15 protein-coding genes and 1 tRNA gene are annotated in these 22,825 nt (G+C 50.8%); 4 read left to right on the top strand and 12 right to left on the bottom strand.

What is annotated here, in order from left to right:
- Window positions 1-164 precede the first annotated feature (164 nt).
- On the top strand, window positions 165-2,516 hold the full coding sequence (gene crfC / locus WFN61_RS08900; protein ID WP_312273020.1) for a clamp-binding protein CrfC: 2,352 nt from the start codon (window positions 165-167) through the stop codon (window positions 2,514-2,516).
- Window positions 2,513-3,397 (top strand): diguanylate cyclase regulator RdcB family protein, encoded by an 885-nt coding sequence (locus WFN61_RS08895; protein ID WP_144816666.1) that lies wholly within the window; start codon window positions 2,513-2,515, stop codon window positions 3,395-3,397. Before crfC ends, WFN61_RS08895 begins: the two co-directional genes overlap by 4 nt.
- Before the next feature lie 43 nt (window positions 3,398-3,440).
- Here the strand turns inward: WFN61_RS08895 and kdgT are convergent, their stop codons facing one another.
- On the bottom strand, window positions 3,441-4,442 hold the full coding sequence (gene kdgT, locus WFN61_RS08890) for a 2-keto-3-deoxygluconate transporter (protein ID WP_144816664.1): 1,002 nt from the start codon (window positions 4,440-4,442) through the stop codon (window positions 3,441-3,443).
- A gap of 676 nt (window positions 4,443-5,118) precedes the next feature.
- On the opposite strand from kdgT, the gene proP reads away from it, so the two are divergent.
- Complete coding sequence (gene proP, locus WFN61_RS08885) at window positions 5,119-6,621, top strand: glycine betaine/L-proline transporter ProP (RefSeq protein ID WP_144816661.1); 1,503 nt, start codon at window positions 5,119-5,121, stop codon at window positions 6,619-6,621.
- 67 nt (window positions 6,622-6,688) lie between these two features.
- On the opposite strand, the gene WFN61_RS08880 is transcribed toward proP, so the two are convergent.
- Window positions 6,689-7,645, bottom strand: coding sequence for a nickel/cobalt transporter (locus WFN61_RS08880; RefSeq protein ID WP_337038548.1), 957 nt, complete (start codon window positions 7,643-7,645; stop codon window positions 6,689-6,691).
- Window positions 7,646-7,777: 132 nt separating this feature from the next.
- Window positions 7,778-11,035, bottom strand: a complete 3,258-nt coding sequence (locus WFN61_RS08875) for an autotransporter domain-containing protein (protein ID WP_337038547.1) — start codon at window positions 11,033-11,035, stop codon at window positions 7,778-7,780.
- Window positions 11,036-11,224: 189 nt separating this feature from the next.
- Between WFN61_RS08875 and WFN61_RS08870 the strand changes: the two genes are divergently transcribed.
- Window positions 11,225-12,088 (top strand): alpha/beta fold hydrolase, encoded by an 864-nt coding sequence (locus WFN61_RS08870; RefSeq protein ID WP_257758609.1) that lies wholly within the window; start codon window positions 11,225-11,227, stop codon window positions 12,086-12,088.
- Here the strand turns inward: WFN61_RS08870 and WFN61_RS08865 are convergent.
- The 9 genes from WFN61_RS08865 to WFN61_RS08825 form a co-directional block, all read right to left on the bottom strand.
- Entirely contained in the window at window positions 12,067-13,743 is a 1,677-nt protein-coding gene (locus WFN61_RS08865) for a hypothetical protein (protein ID WP_337038546.1), read from the bottom strand. The genes WFN61_RS08870 and WFN61_RS08865 overlap by 22 nt on opposite strands.
- A complete protein-coding gene (locus tag WFN61_RS08860; RefSeq protein WP_337038545.1) occupies window positions 13,740-14,378 on the bottom strand; it encodes a hypothetical protein in 639 nt (212 codons plus the stop codon). The genes WFN61_RS08865 and WFN61_RS08860 overlap by 4 nt, the downstream gene beginning before the upstream one ends.
- A 290-nt stretch (window positions 14,379-14,668) precedes the next feature.
- The gene (locus WFN61_RS08855; protein ID WP_144816648.1) at window positions 14,669-15,151 is read right to left on the bottom strand and encodes a cold-shock protein; all 483 of its coding nucleotides are present in this window, start codon (window positions 15,149-15,151) and stop codon (window positions 14,669-14,671) included.
- An 89-nt stretch (window positions 15,152-15,240) separates the two neighbouring features.
- Window positions 15,241-15,486: a DUF2543 family protein gene (locus WFN61_RS08850; protein ID WP_144816646.1), complete on the bottom strand. Its 246-nt coding sequence runs from the start codon at window positions 15,484-15,486 to the stop codon at window positions 15,241-15,243.
- 102 nt (window positions 15,487-15,588) lie between these two features.
- Window positions 15,589-16,614 carry an LLM class flavin-dependent oxidoreductase gene (locus WFN61_RS08845; protein WP_144816644.1) on the bottom strand — a complete coding sequence of 342 codons (1,026 nt, stop codon included), beginning with the start codon at window positions 16,612-16,614 and terminating at the stop codon, window positions 15,589-15,591.
- Between the two features lie 149 nt (window positions 16,615-16,763).
- Window positions 16,764-17,654 carry an oxidoreductase gene (locus WFN61_RS08840; RefSeq protein ID WP_337038544.1) on the bottom strand — a complete coding sequence of 297 codons (891 nt, stop codon included), beginning with the start codon at window positions 17,652-17,654 and terminating at the stop codon, window positions 16,764-16,766.
- A 153-nt stretch (window positions 17,655-17,807) separates the two neighbouring features.
- The gene (locus tag WFN61_RS08835; RefSeq protein ID WP_337038543.1) at window positions 17,808-19,640 is read right to left on the bottom strand and encodes a hypothetical protein; all 1,833 of its coding nucleotides are present in this window, start codon (window positions 19,638-19,640) and stop codon (window positions 17,808-17,810) included.
- Window positions 19,637-22,150: an AAA family ATPase gene (locus tag WFN61_RS08830; RefSeq protein ID WP_337038542.1), complete on the bottom strand. Its 2,514-nt coding sequence runs from the start codon at window positions 22,148-22,150 to the stop codon at window positions 19,637-19,639. The genes WFN61_RS08835 and WFN61_RS08830 overlap by 4 nt, the downstream gene beginning before the upstream one ends.
- A 486-nt stretch (window positions 22,151-22,636) precedes the next feature.
- Window positions 22,637-22,712, bottom strand: a tRNA-Phe gene (locus tag WFN61_RS08825).
- Window positions 22,713-22,825: the final 113 nt, after the last annotated feature.

Below are 22,825 nucleotides of genomic sequence, written 5' to 3'. Positions count from 1 at the left end.
TGTCGATGAGTTGAGACAAAAACTATTTATTTTCCTGAGCGTCTTCAGGCGATTATCTTTTTTAGATATTTTCCACACGTAATTATAAAAGCCGAAACTTTACTAAATAAATAGCACGGCTAAATAAAAGTAAGAAAAATTTGCGTTAAGGAAAGACTTTCATCATGCACACACAGACAATTTTCGAATTAAGCCAGGAAGCCGAGAGGCTGTTACAGCTTTCACTGCATAATCTCCAGTCGGTACAGGCCATACCTATGGCGACGCTGGATAACGCATTGTCTGCCGGGGACAGAGACACCGCCAACGTGCTGCCGTTGCATTTTAGTACCCGGGGCGTAGAAGCACAGTACGCCACTCTTGATAACGAGCTGCGAAAAATTACCCGGCTGGAGATGGTGCTGGCCATTGTCGGCACGATGAAGGCAGGAAAATCGACGACAATTAATGCCATTGTCGGTACCGAGGTGTTGCCCAACCGTAACCGGCCGATGACGGCCCTGCCAACCCTTATTCGCCATACGCCGGGACAGAAAGAGCCGGTGCTGCACTTTTCCCACGTTGGGCCAATCGACGCCCTGACGCAGCAGCTCCAGACCCGGCTGTTTACCGTTGACCGCGAGCGGCTGGCGCAGAAGCTGGAGATCGACAAGGATATGACGACCCTGTTGGATCGTATCCAGCAGGGCGACGCCTTCGATAAACACTATCTTGGCGCGCAGCCTATTTTCCACTGCCTGAAGAGCCTGAACGATCTGGTGCGTCTGTCAAAAGCGCTGGAGGTCGATTTCCCCTTCTCCGCCTATACCGCCATTGAGCATATTCCCGTGATTGAGGTTGAGTTTGTGCACCTCGCCGGGCTGGAGAACAGCATGGGCCAGCTGACGCTGCTGGATACCCCTGGACCAAACGAGGCCGGGCAGCCGCACCTGCAGCAGATGCTGGCCGAGCAGCTGGCGCGCGCCTCGGCGGTGCTGGCCGTGCTCGACTACACCCAGCTCAAATCCATCTCGGATGAAGAGGTACGCCAGGCGATCGCGGCGGTAGGCAAGTCCGTACCGCTCTACGCGCTGGTGAACAAATTCGATCAAAAGGATCGCAACAGCGACGATGAGGAGCAGGTCCGGGCGCTGATCGCCGGGACGCTGATGAAGGGCAATATCAACCCTGAGCAGATCTTCCCGGTCTCCTCTATGTGGGGCTATCTGGCGAACCGCGCCCGCCACGAGCTGAACCTGCGCGGTAAGCTACCCGATCCCGACGAGCAGCCGTGGGTGCAGGACTTTGCCGAAGAGGCGCTGGGCCGTCGCTGGCGGCTGGCGGATCTCGATGATATCGCCCACATTCATCATGCGGCAGAGCTGCTGTGGGAGGATTCGCTGTTTGAGCAGCCGATCCGTAAGCTGCTTCACGCCGCCCATGCTAACGCCTCGCTCTACGCCCTGCGTTCGGCGTCGCATAAGCTTTTAAACTACGCCCACGGCGCTAACGAGTACCTGGATTTTCGCTATCAGAGCCTGACCGTGGCGTTTGAGAAACTTGAGCACAATATCGCTCGCCTCGAAGAGGATATGACCCTGCTGAAGCGCTGCCAGGCGCGGGTTACCGACGAGGTAAACCATGAGGTTGACGAGGCGCTGACCGCAGCGGATCTCTTCATTAATGGTCAGCAGGCGGATATCGTCAGCGCAATCGATAGCTATTTTAAGGATGGCTCGCTGACGGAGATGGCCAACCTCAGCTTTGCCAACCTGCAGCAGAGTGAGGAATTTGGCCCAGGCAAGCTGGTGCTGGAGGATGAAGGGCAGGCGCAGATCGTGCTGAGCAAGATCCGCTCCGCCTGCGAAGTGATACTGCTGGCGGCGCAGGAGAAGATTGGCCGCGAGCTGGCTCTGCGTTTTGACCAGCTGGAGAATACCCTCACGCGCTCCCTGCATGACGCCATGCGCCCTATCGAAACGCGCATCAAAGAGGAGCTAAGCCATACCGGGTTCCGGGCGCGTATCAGCCTGCCTGCTTTCCAGGCCAGCACCCTGAACTTTAATACGCGCCAGCTCTTTGTCGACGCCATTGCCTCAGAGGATCTGCCGGTGGGGCAGTCGCGCGTCAGCGGCGTGCGGGAGTCGATGTCCCGCTGGCTCAATAACCCCGGCTGGGGGTGGAATGACTACGTCGTCACCCGCACGCGCTATGTTATCGATGTTTCACTGTTGCATACGAATTTGACCGCCCATGTTGCGCATTTTTGTGCACAAATTCGTAAAGCTTTAGCGGCACAGGTCGATGTTTCAGTTACGGCAGGAATGGCCACCTTCTTTGCCGAATTTTCGTTAAGCCTTTCCGGACTTCAGGAGAGCCTGCGTGACAGTCTGGCCATCCGCCAGCAGAACGAGTCATCGGTAATGGCGCTTCGTCAGCACCTGAAGCAGTGTATGACGACGGCAAAATGGATCCACGAGGATGCCCGCCTGTTACGCGATGATATTCAAACCCTATTCGCGGCAGACCAACCATGAAAAATCGACTACTGAACGGACCCGGGAGCACGCTGGAGTGTATCCATCCAAAGTTTATCGTCGATCTGGTGCTGGGCATTGATGCTCCCCGCCAGGCGCAGATCGTACCGCAGCAGCAGCTGTTACGCGATCGCCTGACGCAGGAGATCATGAACCAAACGCAGCTGCGCCCGTGGGCAATGGCGGGCGTCTTTAATGAGAGCGATGCCCTGCGCCTTGGCCTGGCCGAGAAGCTGGCAAGCATGTTCGATCCGGGCCAGCTTGCGCTCGCGCGCATTACCCAGCGTCTGGCTGCGCTTCTGAACAGCATCGAACGCCGTCCTGCCGCCTCCACCGCCTTGCCTGAGCAGATTAGCGAGCTGTATAAGCACTTCAGTCAGCGCGCGGCCTGGAAAGAGAAAGCCTTAACCCAGCGTGGCCTGATGGTGCAGGCGGGCGCGCATAGCGAACAGATCTTTACCCGCTGGCGTGCCGGCAAGTACAACGGCTGGTCTATGGCCGGACGCTGCTATATCGCGCTTGAGGAGCTTCGCTGGGGGGCTTTCGGCGACGCCTGCCGCCTGACCAGCCCGGAGGCCTCCTCGCTGCTTAAGGACAATCTCCGGGCCATGGCCGCCGATTTTCTGGCCCAGGGCATCAACGCTTCGCCCGCCACGCGCCACTTCTATCATCAGTGGTTAACCACTCCTACGACGCCGGGCCTGATGGATTACAAAGATATGCTGGGCTGGCTGGGAGACTGGTGCGATGCGGATCGCCACCCGATATGCTGGACCATTACCCAGAGTTGGCAAAACGTGGCGCTGGGCATGCCGAGGCTCTGTTCGGCAACGCGGCTGGCAACGGCAATGGTGGATGAGATCTTTGGGGAGGGTGTGTAACCCCTCCCGGTTGGCAGGAGGGGCTGAAGGACAAATCAGTGTCTTAGTGGTGTAACGAGTCGGCTTCGACCGGCTTCTCTCTACTTACCGCATTCTGCGGCTCGCCAAAGCGCCTTGCATAGAGTGCCGTAATAATCGGTACCAGAATCGCCGTCACAATCACGCTGGCTGCTACCAGCGCTGTCGCTGATGCCGCTACCGGTTCGAACGCCGGGTTAATCTGAGCAATGATGACAGGGTTAGCCACCGCCGCGCCTGCCGCTGATGAGGCCGCAACCCCCGCCGTACCGTTACCGCCGCCAATAAACTTGTCAGCCAAAATCAGCGGGATACCGGTGATGATAATAACCGCTACGCCGAGGAAGATACCCAGCAGGCCGGTGTCCATAATGACTTTCAGGTTGATGGTGTTACCCAGCGCGAAACCAAAGAACGGGATCAGCACCGGCGTTGCCTTGCTAAAGAACGCCCGCAGGTCGTGGTCAAGGTTACCCAGCGCGAAGCCGATCAGGAACGGCAGTACCGCACCGACAAAGTGGTGTGGCTCGAATGAGGCCAGGCCAGCAGAGCCGAGGATCACCATGGTCATCAGCGGACCGGACTCCAGCGACATCAGAACGAACGCGCCGGACTCCTCTTTGGTGCCGTACTGATTCATCAGGCTGGCGTAGAGGCCACCGTTAGTCATATCCATCGCAGAGACAATCGCCAGCACGGAAATCCCGGCAAAGAAGCCTGTCTGAATGCCCTGTTCCGGAATAAAGCTGGCGGCAATCATTGCCACCAGCCATGCGACGGCAATTTTAGTCAGCACCAGGGTGCCGGATTTACGTAAGACCGTACCGGTGGCGCGCAAATCAATGGATGCGCCAATACAGAAGAACCAGACGGCCAGAATCGGTACCGTACCGGAAATCATACCCTTGGTGAATGAACCGAAATAGGCACCGGTATCGGGGGCTAAGGTATTTAAAATCGCGCCCAGCAGCAGCGGGACTAGCATCATCCCACCGGGAATGCGTTCAATTGTGGCCTTGATTTTCATTATGAACCCTCACTTCTCATCACGCTGCATGAGCGAGAAAATAATAGTTTTAATTTCAATTCGTTAAGGCATCCTGGCGTTGAGGCCTTCACTATCATCATGCAAATCGAACCAGGAGAATACGCGGCTGGCGTAACCGCCTGCGTTAGCCCTGGTGCGTTAGAACTGCGGCTATGATGCGATCTTTGGAATATCGATTCAATGAAAATAAAACAGTGTTTTAGTTATCTTCGTCACATATTTCGCGTAAAGCTATGTAATGTATTGGCGAGGGAAAATTAGTGTAAATACCTTGTAAAAATTGCCGTTTTAAAATCGCTAGCGATAAAATAATTACCCACGTTATTGATGGAAATCGTATACGCACCCTTATTTTATATTTATTGCCACCGCCTTCTTGTTAACTCTGCGCGCATTTCCAAAGGCCATAGAAATAGAGTAACCGCACACTTTATGTGAAGTTGATCACAAATTTAAACCCTGTTAATGTTAATAGCTCGTTAAGTGCCCAATCAGGCGTTAACAGGTTTAGTTGTACAAGCTTTAACCAAACTGAATATCTAAACCTGCTACTCTTGAAGAGGGATGCTGCGGCATCCTGAACGTTTAGCATCACTATAGGGGCGTATGCCTTCCTGGCCAGGCGATTAAGGGCGCAAGTCAAAAGAGGATAAAGATGCTTAAAAGGAAAAAAGTTAAGCCTATTACACTGAATGACGTCACCATTATTGATGACGGCAAACTGCGTAAGGCTATTACCGCTGCATCGCTCGGTAATGCGATGGAGTGGTTTGATTTTGGTGTGTATGGCTTTGTGGCTTACGCGCTCGGTAAGGTCTTCTTCCCGGATGCTAACCCCAGCGTACAGATGATTGCTGCTCTGGGTACGTTCTCCGTTCCCTTCCTGATTCGGCCGTTAGGCGGACTGTTCTTCGGTATGCTGGGTGATAAATACGGCCGCCAGAAGATACTTGCCATCACCATTGTGATTATGTCGATCAGTACCTTCTGTATCGGGTTGATACCTTCTTATGAAAGCATTGGTATCTGGGCACCGATCCTGCTGCTGGTCTGTAAGATGGCTCAGGGCTTCTCAGTGGGTGGCGAGTACACCGGCGCATCGATATTCGTTGCCGAATACTCCCCGGACCGTAAGCGCGGATTTATGGGCAGCTGGCTGGACTTTGGCTCTATTGCCGGGTTCGTGCTGGGTGCAGGCGTGGTGGTGGTGCTCTCTACCGTCGTCGGCGAGGAGAACTTCCTCGACTGGGGCTGGCGTATTCCGTTCTTCTTTGCGCTGCCGCTGGGGCTGATTGGCCTCTACTTGCGTCATGCCCTGGAAGAGACGCCTGCGTTCCAGCAGCATGTTGATAAGCTGGAGCAGGGCGATCGTGAAGGGTTACAGCATGGACCCAAGGTGTCGTTTAAAGAGATTGCTACCAAGCACTGGCGCAGCCTGCTGGCCTGTATTGGCCTGGTGATCTCCACCAACGTGACCTACTACATGCTGCTGACCTATATGCCGAGCTACCTGTCGCATAACCTGCACTACTCGGAAGATCACGGCGTGCTGATTATTATCGCCATCATGATCGGGATGCTGTTTGTCCAGCCCGTTATGGGCCTGCTGAGCGACCGTTTCGGCCGTCGTCCGTTTGTTATTATCGGCAGCGTTGCGCTGTTCGTACTGGCTATCCCGGCCTTCACGATGATTAACAGCGATGTGATCGGTCTGATTTTTGCCGGTCTGCTGATGCTGGCGGTGATCCTGAACTGCTTTACCGGCGTTATGGCTTCCACGCTGCCGGCCATGTTCCCGACGCACCTGCGCTTTAGCGCCCTGGCGAGCGCCTTCAACATCTCGATTCTGATTGCGGGTCTGACGCCAACGCTGGCGGCCTGGCTGGTAGAGAGCACCGAGAATCTGATGATGCCAGCCTACTACCTGATGGTTGTGGCAGTGATCGGTCTGATCACCGGTATCACGATGAAGGAGACGGCCAACCGACCGTTGCGCGGTGCGACGCCTGCGGCATCGGATATGCAGGAAGCACGTGAGATCCTGCAGGAGCATCACGACAACATTGAGCAGAAGATCGAGGATATCGATGAGGAGATCGCGGAGCTGCAGAAGAAGCGTTCGCGCCTGGTCGATCAGCATCCGAAGATTAACGAGTAAGTTTCAGCACTCAGTAAAAAGCGGGCTTCGGCCCGCTTTTTTATTGTCTGGTATCAGCAAGTTGTCATTAACAACCCGCCGCGATGTAATCCCCGTTGGCGCTTACCGGGATCACGGTTAAAAACAGCACGGTAGCAAACAGAATTAGCGCCACGCCGCCGGCAACCTTCAGCGCAGGCACGATCCACGTTAGCCGCTGCGCCTCGCCGCCAAACAGCGCCGATGTACGCCCGCGGGCATAGCGTACCGCCAGCGAGAGACCCATAATCGACAGCGCCGTACCCAGCGACATCGTCATAACCGCAGCGATCCCCCAGCTGACAATCCCCAGCGCGTTAGAGAAGAGCAGGATCATAATCGCTCCGCTGCACGGGCGCGCACCGATCGCCAGAATCACCCCCAGCCGCGTCTTCCAGTCGCCCTGCGTCGCTACGCCTACGCCATGATGACCGCAGCCGCAGTCCGGGGCGTGCTGCTGCCCGAGCGGCGTCAGAGAGGCGATGCGGAGCCTCTGCGGTCTGAAACTCTTCAGCGCCCGGTAAATAATGTAGGCACCAAACCCGCCAATCATCAGGGCGCTGATCTTCTCAACGTACCAGCGGCTTTCGCTCAGGTCGCCCGCTGCGAGGTTAAAGCCCACCGCCAAAATAAACACGAACAGGATCGCACTCACCCCCTGCATCAGGCTGCCGAGAAACGGCACTACCTGGGTGGCCAGCTGGCTCTCCTGGTTAGTGCTGAGATAGGTGGCCACGATAAATTTGCCATGGCCTGGGCCAATCGCGTGCAGCACGCCGTAGAGAAACGCGCCGGTCAGCAACCACAGGCCGCCGCTGTACTGGTGGTTATTGAGCTGCAGCAGGTACATCACCAGGTAGCGGTGGAGCGTGATTTGCGTGCTCAGACACCACTGCAGGAATACGCCCCAGTGGCTATGCAGGGTGAAGAGGGCGAAGAGCGCTGTGAGCAGAAGCATCACCGCGCCGGGGATGCGCCAGTGTCGGGTAAGCAGTTGCGTTGTCATAGGCTGCCAGTCACGTGAAGCGTTGCCGAATTATAGTGCATGGTGCGGGATTTTAGCGCGTCTGGCTACAGGCGCAGCCAGCCACAAAACAAAAACCCGCCACGAGGGCGGGTTCTTAAGCATCAACCCGACTTAGAAGGTCTTGCGTAAACGCAGGCTGAAGGTGTGCGCCTGATAGCGGTCACCTGCCTGCAGATCGTAGCGTGCGTCGAAGCTCAGCTCGTTCGCGTCATACAGCGTGCTGCCAATGGCCAGTCCTGCCATATCTTCTACCGGCGCTGCGCCTTTGGTGATAAAGCTGGTTTCACCGATGGTATCTGCGGCGTAGGAAGCGCGGCTGCTAACCTGACGATCGTCATACTGATGGATCCAGGAGACCTGAGCAAACGGCGTCAGGTTGCCCATACCCGTTGCGAAGGTCTTCTCAATCCGCGCACCGATATCGCTCACCACGGACTGGGAGTGGAGGCTGCCGACGTCCAGCGCCATGCCGTTGCCGCCGGTCTCTTTATAGCCATCAACGTGCTGATAACCATACGTCAGGCTGGCAAGCGGAGTCAGCACCACATCAGCGGGCAGCGTCAGCGGGTAGCCGAACTCGGTTTGCAGGGTGATGGACTGTCCGTTGAACTTGCCATTTGCTGCGCCGGAGAAGCCGGTGAAGTCAGCCCGGCGAACGGAGCTGTAGTTCTGCCGGTTAACACCCGCGGACAGGTTCAGATACCACGGATCGCCGGTGTAGCCTGCATAACCAATCACGCCGTAGTTGTCAGCGGTAGAGGTGTTGCCGGACAGGTTATCTTTACCGTGTACGGAGGTGTTGCTGTAGTTCACCGCCGCACCCAGACGCCAGTCGTCGCCCAGCGCACGATCGGCACCGAGGATCAGACCGCCAAATTTCGCCGAGTAACCGCTGACGTCATCCGTACTCTCCTGGCGTGCGTAGCCGCCAAACGGCTGGCCCCAGACGATCCAGTTGCTGGCGTAGTCGTCACCGGTGGCAACGCCGCTGTTGCCGGAGGCGGACGGGTTACGTACGGCATCAATATGTGCCCCGACCACCGCCTGCGCAGTAGAGGTGGCGACGGTCGCCGCAGAACTGGTGTTAATGTTCTGGCCTGGTGACAGACGCTCGCCTACGCGATTCGCTTCCTGAGTCCCTTCAATCGCCCGCGAGGCGTTATACAGCTCCAGCAGCTGCGGAGAGATACCCGAGTAGTTCCCCAGGCCGCCAAGGGCGGCGGTGGCACTCGGAATAGTGGCCAGGCCCTGTTTGATTGGCTCGGCGGGTGCTGGCTCTGTAACGGTCGGCGGAATAACCACCGGCTCGGTAACTACCGGCTCAGTAACTACCGGCTCAGTAACTACTGGCTCGGTGACAACTGGCGGGGTAACCACGGGCTCGGTGACAACCGGCGGGGTAACCACGGGCTCGGTGACAACCGGCGGGGTGACCACGGGCTCGGTAACAACCGGCGGGGTAACCACGGGCTCGGTAACAACCGGCGGGGTGACCACGGGCTCGGTCACGACCGGCGGGGTGACCACGGGCTCGGTAACAACCGGCGGGGTGACCACGGGCTCGGTAACAACCGGCGGGGTAACCACAGGCTCGGTAACGACCGGCGGCGTGACCACAGGCTCTTCCGGCTCCGTCACCACTGGCGGGACGTCAACCGGAGGGGTCACGACAGGCTCTTCCGGCTCTGTCACCACAGGCGGGATGACGACCGGTTTTGCACCTACGGTTAATACCAGCGCTTTGCTGGCCCCATCCTCATAGACCGAGCCTGTTACCGTACCGTTATAGCCGATGGCCTGGTAGTTCAGCTTATCGGCGTTGTAGTTGGTATCTGCACCATTAGCATTGATCACCACATAGCGCTGACCTTCCGCAAAATTGTAGGTGCTACCGGTACGCAGCAGCTTAACGCTTGAGTTCTCATCGATGGTGGCGTTGCCCGTGACGTTCAGGCGACCATAGCCGGTATCAGCCGTAACATCATTGCCCAACGTTTCGAGATCGGCAATGCCGGAGATCAGCGTAGCGGCGGCATTCTGATGGTAGTTACCGGAGATGGTAATCGAATTATTCACCTGCAACGCGGCTTCGCGGTTGAGCACGGTATCGGCTGTATAAATATGATCGTTTAGCAGCAGCGAGCCTGTGCCGAATACGACACCGGAACCGTAGTTGTTGATATTGCCGATGCCATTGAGGCCGGTCAAGGTGCCCTGCGTTGTCGTTCCGCCGTTAATCGTCAATGGCTTAGTGCTGCCGGAGTAAATATCGCCTTTTATTAAACCGGTGTTATTCAGCGTAACGTCGGTGGTATTGCTGTTATAGTTGTCGATGAAGAAGGCATATTCACCACCGGTCAACATACCGTTGTTAACAAGCTCTATCGCCGGGTTCTGGTTATTGGAGCTAAAGATGTAAATCCCTATATAGCGCCCGTCGATTTCGCCATTGTTAACAATTTTTCCGGTGGTATTATTCTCAATATTGTTATAATTATTGATGTAGATCGCTAATTCATTTGCAGTTATTTGGCCATTGTTTTCAATGGTGCCGATAGCGCCGCTGTTAAGAATGCCATAGGAACTGCCGTTGATTTTATTATCATTAATGAGGGTGTTAATGGTTCCGTAGTTGAAGATACCCGCACCGTTGTAATTGTTTTCCGTGTCATCCGTCTGGATCGTGCCGGTATTATGTAGCATACCAATGGTGCCCTGGTTATAGATAGCACCGTTTTGACCATAAAACATACCATTGTTGTTAGTGGCCGTGGAGATAACGCCCGCGTTGGTCAGGGTATCAATGATGCCTTGGTTATTGATGCCGCGATAGCCCGTGATGGTACCGTCCACGGTATTGGTTAACGTGGTGATATGGCCGGTGTTATTCACAGCACCCGTATTATCATAACCGTAGTTGTAATTATCCGGCGCGTTTTTAATGGTCCCGCTGTTGGTGAATGAACCCACCGTGCCTGAGGCCCCTACCGCAACAATACTGCCATTGTGATATGGATTAACGCTGGCAATAGTCCCGTTATTATTAAATGCGTCTACTGTCCCATCAATCTGAACAATATTGCTGTTTGGGCTGTAGGAATCATCTACGACATCATTAATAACGCCATCGTTGGTCAGGGTGGTGACCATTACGTCCTGATTCACGGTTAACGCCGTGGTGGGTGCGCCGGTAAGCATGCCCGTGTCAGTGATATGAACAAGATTAGCGGAGTGATCGATCTGAAGATTATTCGAGGGTGTGTCGATAATCACATCAGAGGTTGCGAAAGCGTGCGTCGTCAGCACGCCCTGTGCCGCCGTTGAAGCTACCAGCAGGGAAATCAGCTGGCTAAGACGTTTTTTTTTCATTTTTTGCCACTGCAATGTTGCGATAGTTGTTAAGAACAGATGAGAGGCACTTCGGATTAATCCGATACCATTTGTGTGGAGAATATACATTTCGTTGCAAAAAACAATAAGGTTTGTTTAATTATTTCTTTGTGAAATAAATTCACGGTGTCCATGAGTATTGCGGTTTGGGTTAGGGAGCGTCAGGGGATGAGTAAAAAACGCCACGGCTTAGTGATAGCTTCATTGATTAATTTATCTTTTTTATTGGCGGGGTGCGCGTCTACCGATCCGCGGACAGGGGCAAATGAGATAGCAGCACGATCTGGACTGCTCAGGGAAAATTTACAAACCGAACCGTTTTTGCTCGCCACATGGAGCCGGATCGTGCCGCCGGTTAACAGCTTGCGTGTATATATTGAGGGTGATGGCTTTGCCTGGAAAAGCCGCACGCAGGCTTCAGACGATCCAACGCCGCGTAACCCAACCGGGCTGATGCTGGCCGCCGCCGATGTAAATGAAAACGTGCTGTATCTCGCCCGACCCTGCCAGTTCATCGGGCCGCCCTTACCGCCCAGCTGCAGCGTAAGTCGCTGGACGAACGAGCGTTTTTCTCCTGCCGTCATTGATGCCATGGACAATGCGCTCAGCCAGGTTGTGACGCGCTATCCGGGCGTAAAGCTTGAACTGGTAGGCTATTCCGGCGGAGGCAACATTGCCGCGCTGCTGGCGGCGCGTCGTACCGATGTGCGTTCGCTGCGTACCGTCGCAGGTAATCTCGACGTTGCCTATGTGAATGCGCTACATCATGTTACGGCAATGCCTGATGCGGTCAGCGCTATCGACAGCGCTTCCGCGCTGCGTACGCTGCCGCAGATCCATTTTAGCGGTGATGCCGATAAAACCGTTCCGCCCACTGTAGCCCGGCGTTTTCAGCGGGCCGTTGGTGGGCATTGTACTCAGGTTGACGTTGTCAGCGGCATGGCGCACGGATCGGACTGGGCGGCCATCTGGCCTCAGCTGTTAGCGAAGGCGTTGACTCCCGCAGGGGATCACTCCTCATGTGTGCTATAACCGAAATCGAACCCGCCCAGCGCGGTCTGACGCAGATACTGATTCATCGGATAGCTGTAGCTCTGCCCAATACTGACAGCGTGCACGATACGTAGTAACGACTCGCCGCGCAGAAACAGGGGCTGATCAGTAATCGTAATTTCAGCGCCCTGTAAGGCGTTTTTCAGATCCTGATAGGCTGGTGAAACGGTGATGCTGTTGTTCATGCAGCTGAACGTCACCAGTAGCCCTGAGATCAGCGCCACAGGGAAAACCAGCGGATGATGATTAAGCACACGCACGGCACGCGAGGATTTTCTGCTTAACAGGGCGGCAGTCAGGGGAACAAGGATTAAATAGAGCAGTTTAGCCAGATGGGTCAGCGCACCAATAAGAGAGAAGATCAGCGCAACAGGCGGCACAATTACCGCGCGTGCGGCATCTTCTCCCTGCTTTTCATTCTCCCCACCCATGCTGTAACTGCGTAACGACGCACGCAGTTTCGGTAACTGCTCTTTCACCGCCTCGTTAAGATGAGCTGTGTGCAGCTCAAGGGCAAAAAGCTTCAGTCCATCGTTAAGTGGATACGCTTCGCGCACCGGCGTGCCTGCCGGAAGCAATAATTTTTCGCGGAGTGATTTTTGCACCACCTCCTGACGGAAAAAGACGCCCCAGTCGAGGCGTTTGGGGATCGTCACCCCGTTGAATACCACGGTACGCTGGGCGAGATAGTGTTGCCTGACGGTTTTCGCCACTGCGGCATCAAAACCAGCCCGGTCGGATGGCGACCAGTTATTGGCTATCGGAACACCCTGAGCGCGGACATTGCTGCGGACGCTGGCATAATAGCGCCTGGGGACATTCCAGGTTCTCAGCCCTTTAGCACGCAACGAGCGTTCATACCGCTGCCAGGCTTTCTCCTGCTCCCGGCGGACCGTTTCGCTGATATCCATCTCGTCGTTGTAGTAGGCAACGTACTGTTTGTGCACGGCTTCCCGCGCCTGGATCCAGGCTTTATAAAAGCCAAGGACGCCACCCTCTCTGGCGCTGATGCTGTCACGTAAATTTTGTTCCGCGCCGCTTTTCAGCAGCTCATGATAGCGGTCAACGGAGCTGAGCAGGATCGGCAGCATCGCCAGAAATGCTTTGCCTGACGGGCTGCTCCATGTTTGCGCCTGACCACCGTGACTATCGAGCGGAATGCCCTCCAGCGTCTGGTGCCCATCAATCAGCGATTGCTGGTAGAGCTGCGCCAGCAGAGACATCTGCCGAAACTCACCCGTGCTGTTTGAAACCTGACGTTCAATAAACCACTCCACGGCATGCCACGTTACTGCGCCGGTCAGCAGGCACAGGCAGAGCACCTCACCTACGCTGGCCCGTGTCGACAGAGAGACATTTTTTCTTTTCAGTCTGGCGATGCCCACCAGGGCGAACTGTAATACCAGAAGCGCGGCGGCAATGGCGGTTAAGGTTCTGCCGTACCGCTCCATGTTGTGAACGTCTTCTGCCGTTGAAATAGTGCCTACCAGATCCAGCAGGCGGGAGTTGAACGCCAGTTCACAGATGAGATAGGTGAGGGTGATGCCCATCACCAGCCAGTTCTGCCAGGCGGGAAGAGGGGATCGCTTGATCCCGTCCCGCACCTGGCTATCTCCTGTAGCCTGCTCCGTCATGACTTAATACCCAGGCTTGTCTGGCGGGTTTTTGTTGGCTGATAGATTTCAGTGGGCAAGGAGTTATCCAGCTCTGGCTGGGCGACCTTCGGCGGCAGCGGCTCTGCGGCTTTAACCTGCGTGCGTTTCGTCGGTTTAGCCGGGGCCTGAGGTTTGGCCTTGCGGGACGATGTGGTTTTATTACCGGCGTTATGCTGAACGGTTTTTTGTTGCTGAACCGCGAGCCGACGATGGTAAACCTCACCATGCTGCCAGTTGAACTGCTCAATCCGATTATCGACCTTGAAATTCAGCTGCAGTTTATCCGCGCTGGCCGTCACGTCTGGCCCAATGTCGCATATGCCCGTAAATGCCCACTCCTGGGAGCGCGTATTCTGGAGGTCTACCAGACGGTACTGCGCCGGGCAGGCGGGCGTAGCGACCTTTAACAGCAGCAGCGTATGTCCTTCAACCTGGTACTGGTTGATGATCCTCACCCAACTCACACCCTCCAGCGGGCGCTCAATCATCAGATTGCTCCATTTCAGGCTATAGCGGCCATTCAGTTCCCGAAGCGCACCTTTTGAGCCATCGGCCAGCGTAAATTGGCCAACTTCATTACCCAGCACGCTCGCCAGATCGGGGTTAAAAAGCATCTTACCGTTTTTATCGTAACGGACAGAGCAACCGTTTAACGCAAGGGCAAGTAAGAGAAGCAGCAGCGTTCTCAGAAGGAGGTTGGGGGGTGACACGATCATGTCTCAGTTCCATTTGTATGCGTGGTTTTTATCAATGCGAAAAAGTTATCAATGTCGCCATGGATAACGTTCAGAGGGGTTGGCCTTGATAGGATTATGTTTTTGGTAGTTTGCCTGCGTCAGGATGAAAGGCAAACTACCATATATGGAGATGGGAAGGTGGGGGCGCAGCGTTACTTTGAGTAACGTCAGACCTTAAGCATTTTTACCGTGGCATCGATGTCTATCTCATCTGCCGAGAAGATAAGCGTGGTGCCCTGGAAGGTGGTGATCGCCAGCTTTTTCAGCGAGCGCATTTCGCCCGGCTTGACGTCTGACTTTGGTCGGATGCTGTTCATCAGGATACCAACCGACAGCACCGGATTCTCTTTATCAATACCGGCATCAGCAGGGACCTCTTCGCTGTAAACCACGTAAGACTTGATCGAGGTGAGCTTGATGCGCTCGCCCGCGATATAGATATATTTACTTTCCGGGGCAACCTTCACCGCGTACGCCGACAGACCCTTGTTATTGGTGGTGGGCTCGAAGGTGACTGCCGCATCTTTTTTGATCAGCTCAGGGTTGGCGACCTTAATCACATGAAAATAACGGTTATCGCCGTTCTCATCTTTGATAAATCCAAAACCTTTATCTTTAAACCACGTTGTGATTGTTCCGTTCATCGCCATTACCGCCTGATTAATCGTTTATCTACTCAATTTTTGCAGCGCGCAGTGTAAAGCACAATGCCTGCGCAGACTACGTCTTTGAACAGACGCTATTCATTACCCCATCGATTGAGGAACTCTGCGATCTCATCGATACGTTCTGCATCAATGCTCGATTCAAGGGCCATCTCGCGCTGCGCCTCTTCGCTGATCTCTTCATTATTCATTAAGCGGGTGATCAACAGTTCGAAATAGCGCGCCAGCGCGTCACGCTCGGACTCGTCTACGGGTTTGGCGGCCTCCGTCGCATACTCATCCGCAATGTCATAATATTTCAGGGGTGTTTCACTACTCATAGGCTCTCTCCAGAGTGTATGCCTGCATCAATTGCTCTATAAACTATAACGCCTCGCATGCCGTAAAGCACGCGAGGCGTTTTGTCCTGCCGGGTTGAGGTTTTAGTCGCGCCAGCCCATCGCCGGAGCCACATGTTTCAGGATGGACTCGATAACGTGCGCGTTATAATCCACGCCCAGCTGGTTCGGCACGGTCAGCAGCAGGGTATCCGCTTCGGCAATCGCTTCATCCTGCTTCAGCTGCTCGATCAGCTTGTCAGGCTCTGCGGCATAGCTACGCCCGAAAATTGCCCGGGTTTTCTCATCGAGGAAGCCAATGCTATCGCTTTCGTTACGGCTTGAACCGAAGTACATCCGGTCGCGCTCGTCCATCAAAGCAAAAATGCTGCGGCTGACCGAGACGCGTGGCGTACGGGTATGGCCCGCTTCCGCCCAGGCGTCGCGATAGGCCCGGATCTGTTTTGCCTGTTGAATATGGAACGGCTCGCCCGTCTCATCATCCTTCAGCGTTGAGCTTTGCAGGTTCATCCCCAGTTTGGCAGCCCATACCGCGGTGGCATTCGAGCCAGCGCCCCACCAGATACGATCCCGCAGACCTTCAGAATGCGGCTCAAGGCGCAGCAGGCCCGGCGGGTTTGGGAACATCGGCTGTGGATTGGGTTTGGCAAAGCCTTCCCCGCGCAGCACGTCCAGCAGCACCTCGGTGTGACGGCGCGCCATATCCGACTCGTTTTCCCCTTCGGAAGGCGCGTAACCAAAGTAGCGCCAGCCATCGATCACCTGCTCCGGAGAGCCACGGCTAATGCCCAGTTGCAAACGACCACCGGAGATCAAATCTGCCGCACCGGCATCCTCCGCCATATAGAGCGGATTCTCATAGCGCATGTCGATCACGCCGGTACCGATCTCAATCCGCTTGGTTCGCGCGCCCACGGCTGCCAGCAGCGGAAAGGGTGAGGCGAGCTGGCGGGCAAAGTGGTGCACCCTGAAATAGGCGCCATCCGCGCCGAGCTCTTCGGCAGCAACGGCCAGATCGATGGATTGCAGCAGCGCGTCAGCGGCCGAACGGGTTCCAGACTGCGGCGACGGCGTCCAGTGACCAAATGACAAAAATCCGATCTTTTTCATGGCGTTTATCCTGACTTCAGAGAAATAGGCGGCAGACCGGAGCCTGCTTTCGATATGCCTACTCTACGCGTTACATAGTGAGAATAAATGCCATTTGTTTAACGTAATTGGTCAAATAAATTGATGGAGTAGAGGGAAGGGTAACGGCATCAACCCGGCCCCTCGCTTCCAGCGGCCAGCAGAGGAACCAGCACATCGCTGATGGGCGTAGGAATACCCTGTGCCTGGCCATAACGCTGTATCACGCCGTTGCGGATATCCCACTCCAGCGGGCGGTTAGCCTGGCGGTCAGCAAGAATCGAGGTGCCGAGATCCGCCGGGGCACGGTGAAAACCGTCCACAATCTCCTGGGGCACGCTGTCATTGAGTGTCGCACCTTCCGCGCGGGCGACGGCTAGCCCCTCTTGCAGATAGGCCAGGGCCAGGGCGGTGATATCCGGGCGTGAGAACATCCCCGCGCGGCGATTGGCGAGAACCATAAGGCCTGCGACTGCGTTTTGCAGCAGCTTGCGCCAGGCGAGAGAGATAAAGTCGGACGAGAGCTCTACCGTACAGCGTGTGCCGCTAAGCGCCTCCGCTACCCGTTTTGCCTGAGGAACATCCGGCAGGGTAAGTCGCGGCGTGGCGCGTAACCAGACAGAGGCGTCTGGCTCTCGCTGCGCGGGGAACCACACTATCGACGGCAGCACTTCGGCACCGTTAACCAGGGGGGCAAGCTGAGTTTTCTGCTCAACGCCGTTTTGCAGGGCACACACAGTGGTGTTTTTATCGCACAGCGTTGCCAACCAGCCCGCGCAGTCAGCGACCTGCGTTACTTTCACCGCCACGAAGACGATGTCGAACGGATGAGAAACCGCCGCCGGATCGCTCAGTACCGGGCCGGGCACGATAATTTCGCCCTCCTCGTGGCGCAGCGTTAACTGCGGGTGAGCGGTGCGCCCGCAAAGCAGAGGCGTGCGGCCAGCTTCATGCAGCGCGGCAGCGATAGTCGTACCGATTGCACCTGGGCCGATAAGCGCAATCCTTGGATGCTCAGACATCTCGTGTTCTCCTGATGTGACTGGATAATCATTACAGTGCCAACTAAGGGATAGTACGCCTTACATGATTACAGTATTATATAAACAGCTTGCTTACATAAACATCATACCCATTCGGATATAGTTTTTATGTAATAAACACTAAAAACTCCCTTAAGAAAACCTTATGCCAAGGCCTTTTGAGATCAAATTTCTCATACTATTTAAGTGTTCGCTTAATAAAGATGGTTCGTTCGGATGTAGGGCTATAGCTGTTGATTGCGGGAATACCGGGAATTGGCCAGTTACGCAGTGCCGAGGAGCAACGCTTCTTAATGTGTTACCATGTTTACTATGAGCGAATAATATGATTAGCATATCAATAGGTGATATTTTTATATCTCCATCGTTACTAATGGAGTGTATGTTTAAAAGATATTTGTTAGTAAGGCTTTCAAAATCATAATATTTTATTGTATTAATATCTTTAAATTTAGCATCTAAAATCACTGTAAAAGTATTTCCCCATTTCTTCGATGTGATTTTTAATACAAAATCAGGGCAAAAATGATGTTTCCCATATTTAATTGAACCATGGGTATTACTTGTGTCAATCAAATCTCCCGGCCTTCTATTGTCACTGTAAGGATAAATTCTTGCTTCATAAAGTAGATCTATTAAATAGTCAGGGCTCGTAAAAACGAAATGATTGTTTATTATTCCCTCAGGCCTTTCCTCATCAATCCCCCCAAAAGGATATGATTCATCATGAGCTCTAAAATTTTGAATACATACATTAGTGTGAAAAGTGTTTTCTATTTCTTTATGCAGCATTAACAGCGCAGTTAGTTCATAAATGATTGAAAGGTTTTTCAATCCTAATAGTAATTTGTTTTTGGAAAAATCAGGCGCAGGTGCTCTATAACACTTTTCAATTAATGAAAATGCTTCTCGATAATGGCTTTTTTTAGCAACGAACGACGTTATTTTTGGAAGGGTCAATACATTAAATCTAGAAGGAAGAATTCGCAAATAAAGACTTCTTAATTCTCTGACTTTAATGACTAAGGATTCAATTTCTTTGACTTTAACATCTAAAGCCATTTTTGAGAATCTGGCCATAGTATGATCGAACCTTACGTAATCAGGGTTCAGGCTATCTTGATAATACTCATGCTCAACATTATATTCGTTTTTCAATGTAGTTAGGAATATTTCAGCGCCTGCCAAAAAAGAATTAATTACTCTGTTCTCGTATACGTCGTAATTATATTCGGAAATTTCCTTTGGTAACTTATCATAATGATATCCTCTATTATTAAAGTAAATGTTAACGCTATCTTCATTCGCAGGCGATAGTTTATCAAGATTAGTTAATGCCCAGTATACAGAATCAGGGCCAGTTGGCTGGCCATTTTCTGAAAGTATCATTTTTAAATCGATTGAAGATTTTTTTTCTCGAACAAATTTTTGTATAGAGTCTCTTAAATAATGTACAGTTTTATCAATAGCGTCAACCTTATTAAAATTATGGCCATTGTCGCCAGTCAGATCAGCACCTCTTTTACTTCTTGAAAAACATATAGCTATAGCATCTTCAATGTTTTCGGTTAAAAAATTTAACATCTCATTAGCTATCACTGCATTTTCTTTCCTTGCTAAAATATCAAAAGTGACAGTTACAGCTTCTTGATATTTGTTATCAAAGTAGAGTGTAACTTCACTTTCACCAAAGAAATTATAAAAAAACTTTGACTTATGTGATGCTATCGGCTCATTTGAGATAAAGGTATAAAAATCATTATCCACATTTTCGTGCAAACTCATAATTAATGGGATATCACCCAATACTATAGTTGGTGATCCCCAGGTAGAAAAATCGTCAGTGCTCATTTGAACTACAAATAATAAACTATCAGTTTCTTTTATTTGTAACCTTTCTTTATGTGAGAGCTCAACACAGGAGTGTTCTTCAGTTGAGTTAATGAAAACTTGCCATTGGATCATAAATTATATCCATAACCAAACATATTTTGGCTACCTTGGTTCAGTATTCTTTTAAGCATTTTAAGTGATTTTTCCATTTCATCCGGTAAAATCATTAACAATGCTTCTAATCTTTTACCAAATCCTTGACCATACCCATTGAGCAACGGAATGATATGTTGGCATATTGCATAATCTAAGCCTAAATATTTACTTTCTGTAGACATTAGAGGGCCTGCAACATTGTAATAGGATCTAATGGCTTTTATTTTTCTATAAGAAATAATAATAGGAATGCCATATTCTGCACGATCATCTCTTAATGTCATTATTATTGACTGGAGAATTTTCTCAATATCGGCTGGCATCTCTAGGCTATTAGCTTTAAATATTTCGATGAATTTCCTTCCACTAATAGCTTCAGGCGAGAATTCAAAGTTGGTATCTGATGTGATAATGCTTAGATCATAATTAGGCTCGAAGTCATCAAAACTTATAATCGCAGCTCGATCTAGTAATCGAGGTGTTAGTGATTGGACTGATTCATCTTGATTTATTGTGCCTAAAAAGCGTAGGTAATCCGGAATATTTAGATAGGCTTTATCTGGATTTCCTGTAGCAAGTATTCTTTTAGATTCAGGATCAGCCATTTCTAAAAATGGGCTAAAGTAGTGTTCAGGTTGAGATAAATTAAACTCATCCAATAATATTATAGAAGCTGCGGCTTCTTTATTTTCTTCTAACTCAGAACTTAAATGTTGAATTAATTCATAAAGACCTGTTGCAGCTGGGGAGAAAGACTGTGATAAAGCATTATAAAACCCAATAATATCTCTTGATGATGTCCAACCTCTAGCTACCGGTATATTAAGAAAGCGGTTTTTTAAACCTAAACAATTCCCTAACATTTTAGCTAATGAGGTTTTACCTGTGCCTGGTAACCCGCTAAATAGGGTAAACTGACATTGAGCTATTGTAGTTAATATGTTGGCGGCTGTAAAATAATCAGTTTTTCTTCCAAGGTTATTCAAAGAGTCTAAAACTGTGTCAATCAAATCTTCTCGGATGTCTTCAATATCATTAGAGGAGTGATTTGTTCTAACACTTACATTAAAATCGACATAGCGAACTTCTGCACGTGGCCGTAATCCACACAAAGCATCTACATCAGGCTTTAATTTAACTAAGCGGCTAGTCAAGCTTTCATTATTTTCTTTAAGCTTTGCCTGCACTTCATTAACTTGTTCTTCCATCTGTTTTTTTCGATCTCGAGCCCTATCTCGATCATTTTCTAGGGTTTGGATTTGTTCATGCAGATTATCATATTCTTTAAGTTTTTTATGTTTGTCTTCTATACTTCTAACTTCATTCATTAAACTATCTAATTTATTTCTTTCGAAAGTAATTTGGGACTCAATTAATTTTCTTTTCTCGTCTGTTAGACTTGATAAATTACTTGCATTATTAAGTTCAAAATCATTCCGCTCTCTTGTTTTCTTTCTTATTTCAGATTCTAAACTTTCCTTTTTTTCTTGTAACTCATCAATTAAATCTTGTTGTTTTTTATTTTCCTCGGCTATTTTTTTAAGATAATTTGCTTTTTCTTCTCTAAAGTAATCATCTTTATTTTTAGAAATGTAGTTAACTAATATATCTTTACCTTCTTTAGTAGCTAAAAATCCTTTGATTAATTCTGTTTTGGTATCGTCCCATTCTAATGAGTCTTCCAAACATTGAAATAATCGCGAAAAGCGCTGAGGAAACGTCCGGTACTCGTTAGTTGATGAAAAATGTTTTCTTATTTGTGCAATAGTTCCTTTTGTAAAGGATCTAAAATCTGAGTTTAGAGCAATTTTATTACCATATGTTGATATGATTTGATCATCGGTAATGAAGTCTATCTCATCATCTATGACATCTAATGCTTTTTTTATGTTAGCTAAAAAAGTAGGCCCGTGCTTTCCGTCTGAAATATATGCGACACATTTTTGTATCCCTATTTTCCCTATATGGTATTGGGGGATTTTGCTCAGTGGAGTACTAATTGATTTAAGTGAAAGTATGAATCTATCAGTTTTTTCATCATAAGAGCTGGTATAGTCAAATGGGCCATATATAAAATCACCATCTTTGACAAGTAAAGTTTTCGTTATCGGATTGTCATTAACGACAATTAATGGGTTATTTGGTGAGGGTAATTTTTCCTCAAATATTTGACAAACCTGCAACCCCTTTATCTCTTCACAAGAGCTGGCGCGAGTTACATATTTACAGTTGCCATCTTTTTGTTCAAAGTTCGTAGGGACGCATATAACTTCAAATAAATTGCTTTTAAATCTGTCTTTAATTTCTGAGTAACCACTGGTGACAAATACTTGTTCTGTGTCGCAGAAAAATTCATTTTCATTAATTGGTGATATATCTCCATTTGATTGTATTTCGAAATATACTTTTAATTTACCGATTTGTTCTTCTCGTTCTAGGCCGTAACCTTTATCTATAGTACAAAAAACTCTTCTTTCTTGCTGCATCTTTTTTTCCAGTATAATCAATAAGTCAAAGGGGAAATTTTTTGGGTGTGCCATTAATTATTATCAAAATTCTCTTAGCATAATCAAGTTGTGAGATCAATAAATATACATTAATTTCAATAACGGAGTAATGTGCTTCTTTTAAAAATAATTTAGCTTTTTATTCTGACATGGTAATTAGAAAGGTTTTTTATAGCGTTTGAGTTGGCACGCAAGGCAAGTCGCAGGGTTGCGATAAGTAATCGAACGGAGTTTGATGAAGGGTCTGCCCACATAAAGATAAAATTTCTCAACCGAAGCGAGGATGCTGCATAAGTAGGAGTGGTGCCCGGACTCGGACTAAAACGCCGGGAGCGTTTTTGAACAGCGCCTGCGCTGGCCCGCAGGGCGAGTCGCAGGGATGCGACGAGTCATCGAACGAAGTTCGATGAAGAGTCCGGCTCTCTAAAAGCAAAAAACCCGCCATAGGCGGGTTCTTCTAAATAGTGGTGCCCGGACTCGGAATCGAACCAAGGACACGGGGATTTTCAATCCCCTGCTCTACCGACTGAGCTATCCGGGCAACGCAGCGCATTAAACCGTAGACGCCTCTTTCCGTCAACCAAAATCATCGAAAAGCCGTTCAACTGCTTACTATTGCGACAATCTACGCGTCTGTGCTGCACATTCGCTCAG

It is taken from the genome of Pseudescherichia sp. AS216, assembly GCF_037152055.1.
GTDB lineage: Bacteria > Pseudomonadota > Gammaproteobacteria > Enterobacterales > Enterobacteriaceae > Pseudescherichia.
The sequence above is the reverse complement of the archived record's forward strand: the minus strand, read 5'-3'. Positions and strand labels throughout refer to the sequence as shown.

What these genes read in the sequence shown, in the direction of transcription:
- crfC (WP_312273020.1), top strand. Translation starts at nt 165, where the DNA reads ATGCACACACAGACAATTTTCGAATTAAGCCAGGAAGCCGAGAGGCTG.
- WFN61_RS08895 (WP_144816666.1), top strand. Translation starts at nt 2,513, where the DNA reads ATGAAAAATCGACTACTGAACGGACCCGGGAGCACGCTGGAGTGTATC.
- kdgT (WP_144816664.1), bottom strand. Translation starts at nt 4,442, where the DNA reads ATGAAAATCAAGGCCACAATTGAACGCATTCCCGGTGGGATGATGCTA.
- proP (WP_144816661.1), top strand. Translation starts at nt 5,119, where the DNA reads ATGCTTAAAAGGAAAAAAGTTAAGCCTATTACACTGAATGACGTCACC.
- WFN61_RS08880 (WP_337038548.1), bottom strand. Translation starts at nt 7,645, where the DNA reads ATGACAACGCAACTGCTTACCCGACACTGGCGCATCCCCGGCGCGGTG.
- WFN61_RS08875 (WP_337038547.1), bottom strand. Translation starts at nt 11,035, where the DNA reads ATGAAAAAAAAACGTCTTAGCCAGCTGATTTCCCTGCTGGTAGCTTCA.
- WFN61_RS08870 (WP_257758609.1), top strand. Translation starts at nt 11,225, where the DNA reads ATGAGTAAAAAACGCCACGGCTTAGTGATAGCTTCATTGATTAATTTA.
- WFN61_RS08865 (WP_337038546.1), bottom strand. Translation starts at nt 13,743, where the DNA reads ATGACGGAGCAGGCTACAGGAGATAGCCAGGTGCGGGACGGGATCAAG.
- WFN61_RS08860 (WP_337038545.1), bottom strand. Translation starts at nt 14,378, where the DNA reads ATGCTTTTTAACCCCGATCTGGCGAGCGTGCTGGGTAATGAAGTTGGC.
- WFN61_RS08855 (WP_144816648.1), bottom strand. Translation starts at nt 15,151, where the DNA reads ATGGCGATGAACGGAACAATCACAACGTGGTTTAAAGATAAAGGTTTT.
- WFN61_RS08850 (WP_144816646.1), bottom strand. Translation starts at nt 15,486, where the DNA reads ATGAGTAGTGAAACACCCCTGAAATATTATGACATTGCGGATGAGTAT.
- WFN61_RS08845 (WP_144816644.1), bottom strand. Translation starts at nt 16,614, where the DNA reads ATGAAAAAGATCGGATTTTTGTCATTTGGTCACTGGACGCCGTCGCCG.
- WFN61_RS08840 (WP_337038544.1), bottom strand. Translation starts at nt 17,654, where the DNA reads ATGTCTGAGCATCCAAGGATTGCGCTTATCGGCCCAGGTGCAATCGGT.
- WFN61_RS08835 (WP_337038543.1), bottom strand. Translation starts at nt 19,640, where the DNA reads ATGATCCAATGGCAAGTTTTCATTAACTCAACTGAAGAACACTCCTGT.
- WFN61_RS08830 (WP_337038542.1), bottom strand. Translation starts at nt 22,150, where the DNA reads ATGCAGCAAGAAAGAAGAGTTTTTTGTACTATAGATAAAGGTTACGGC.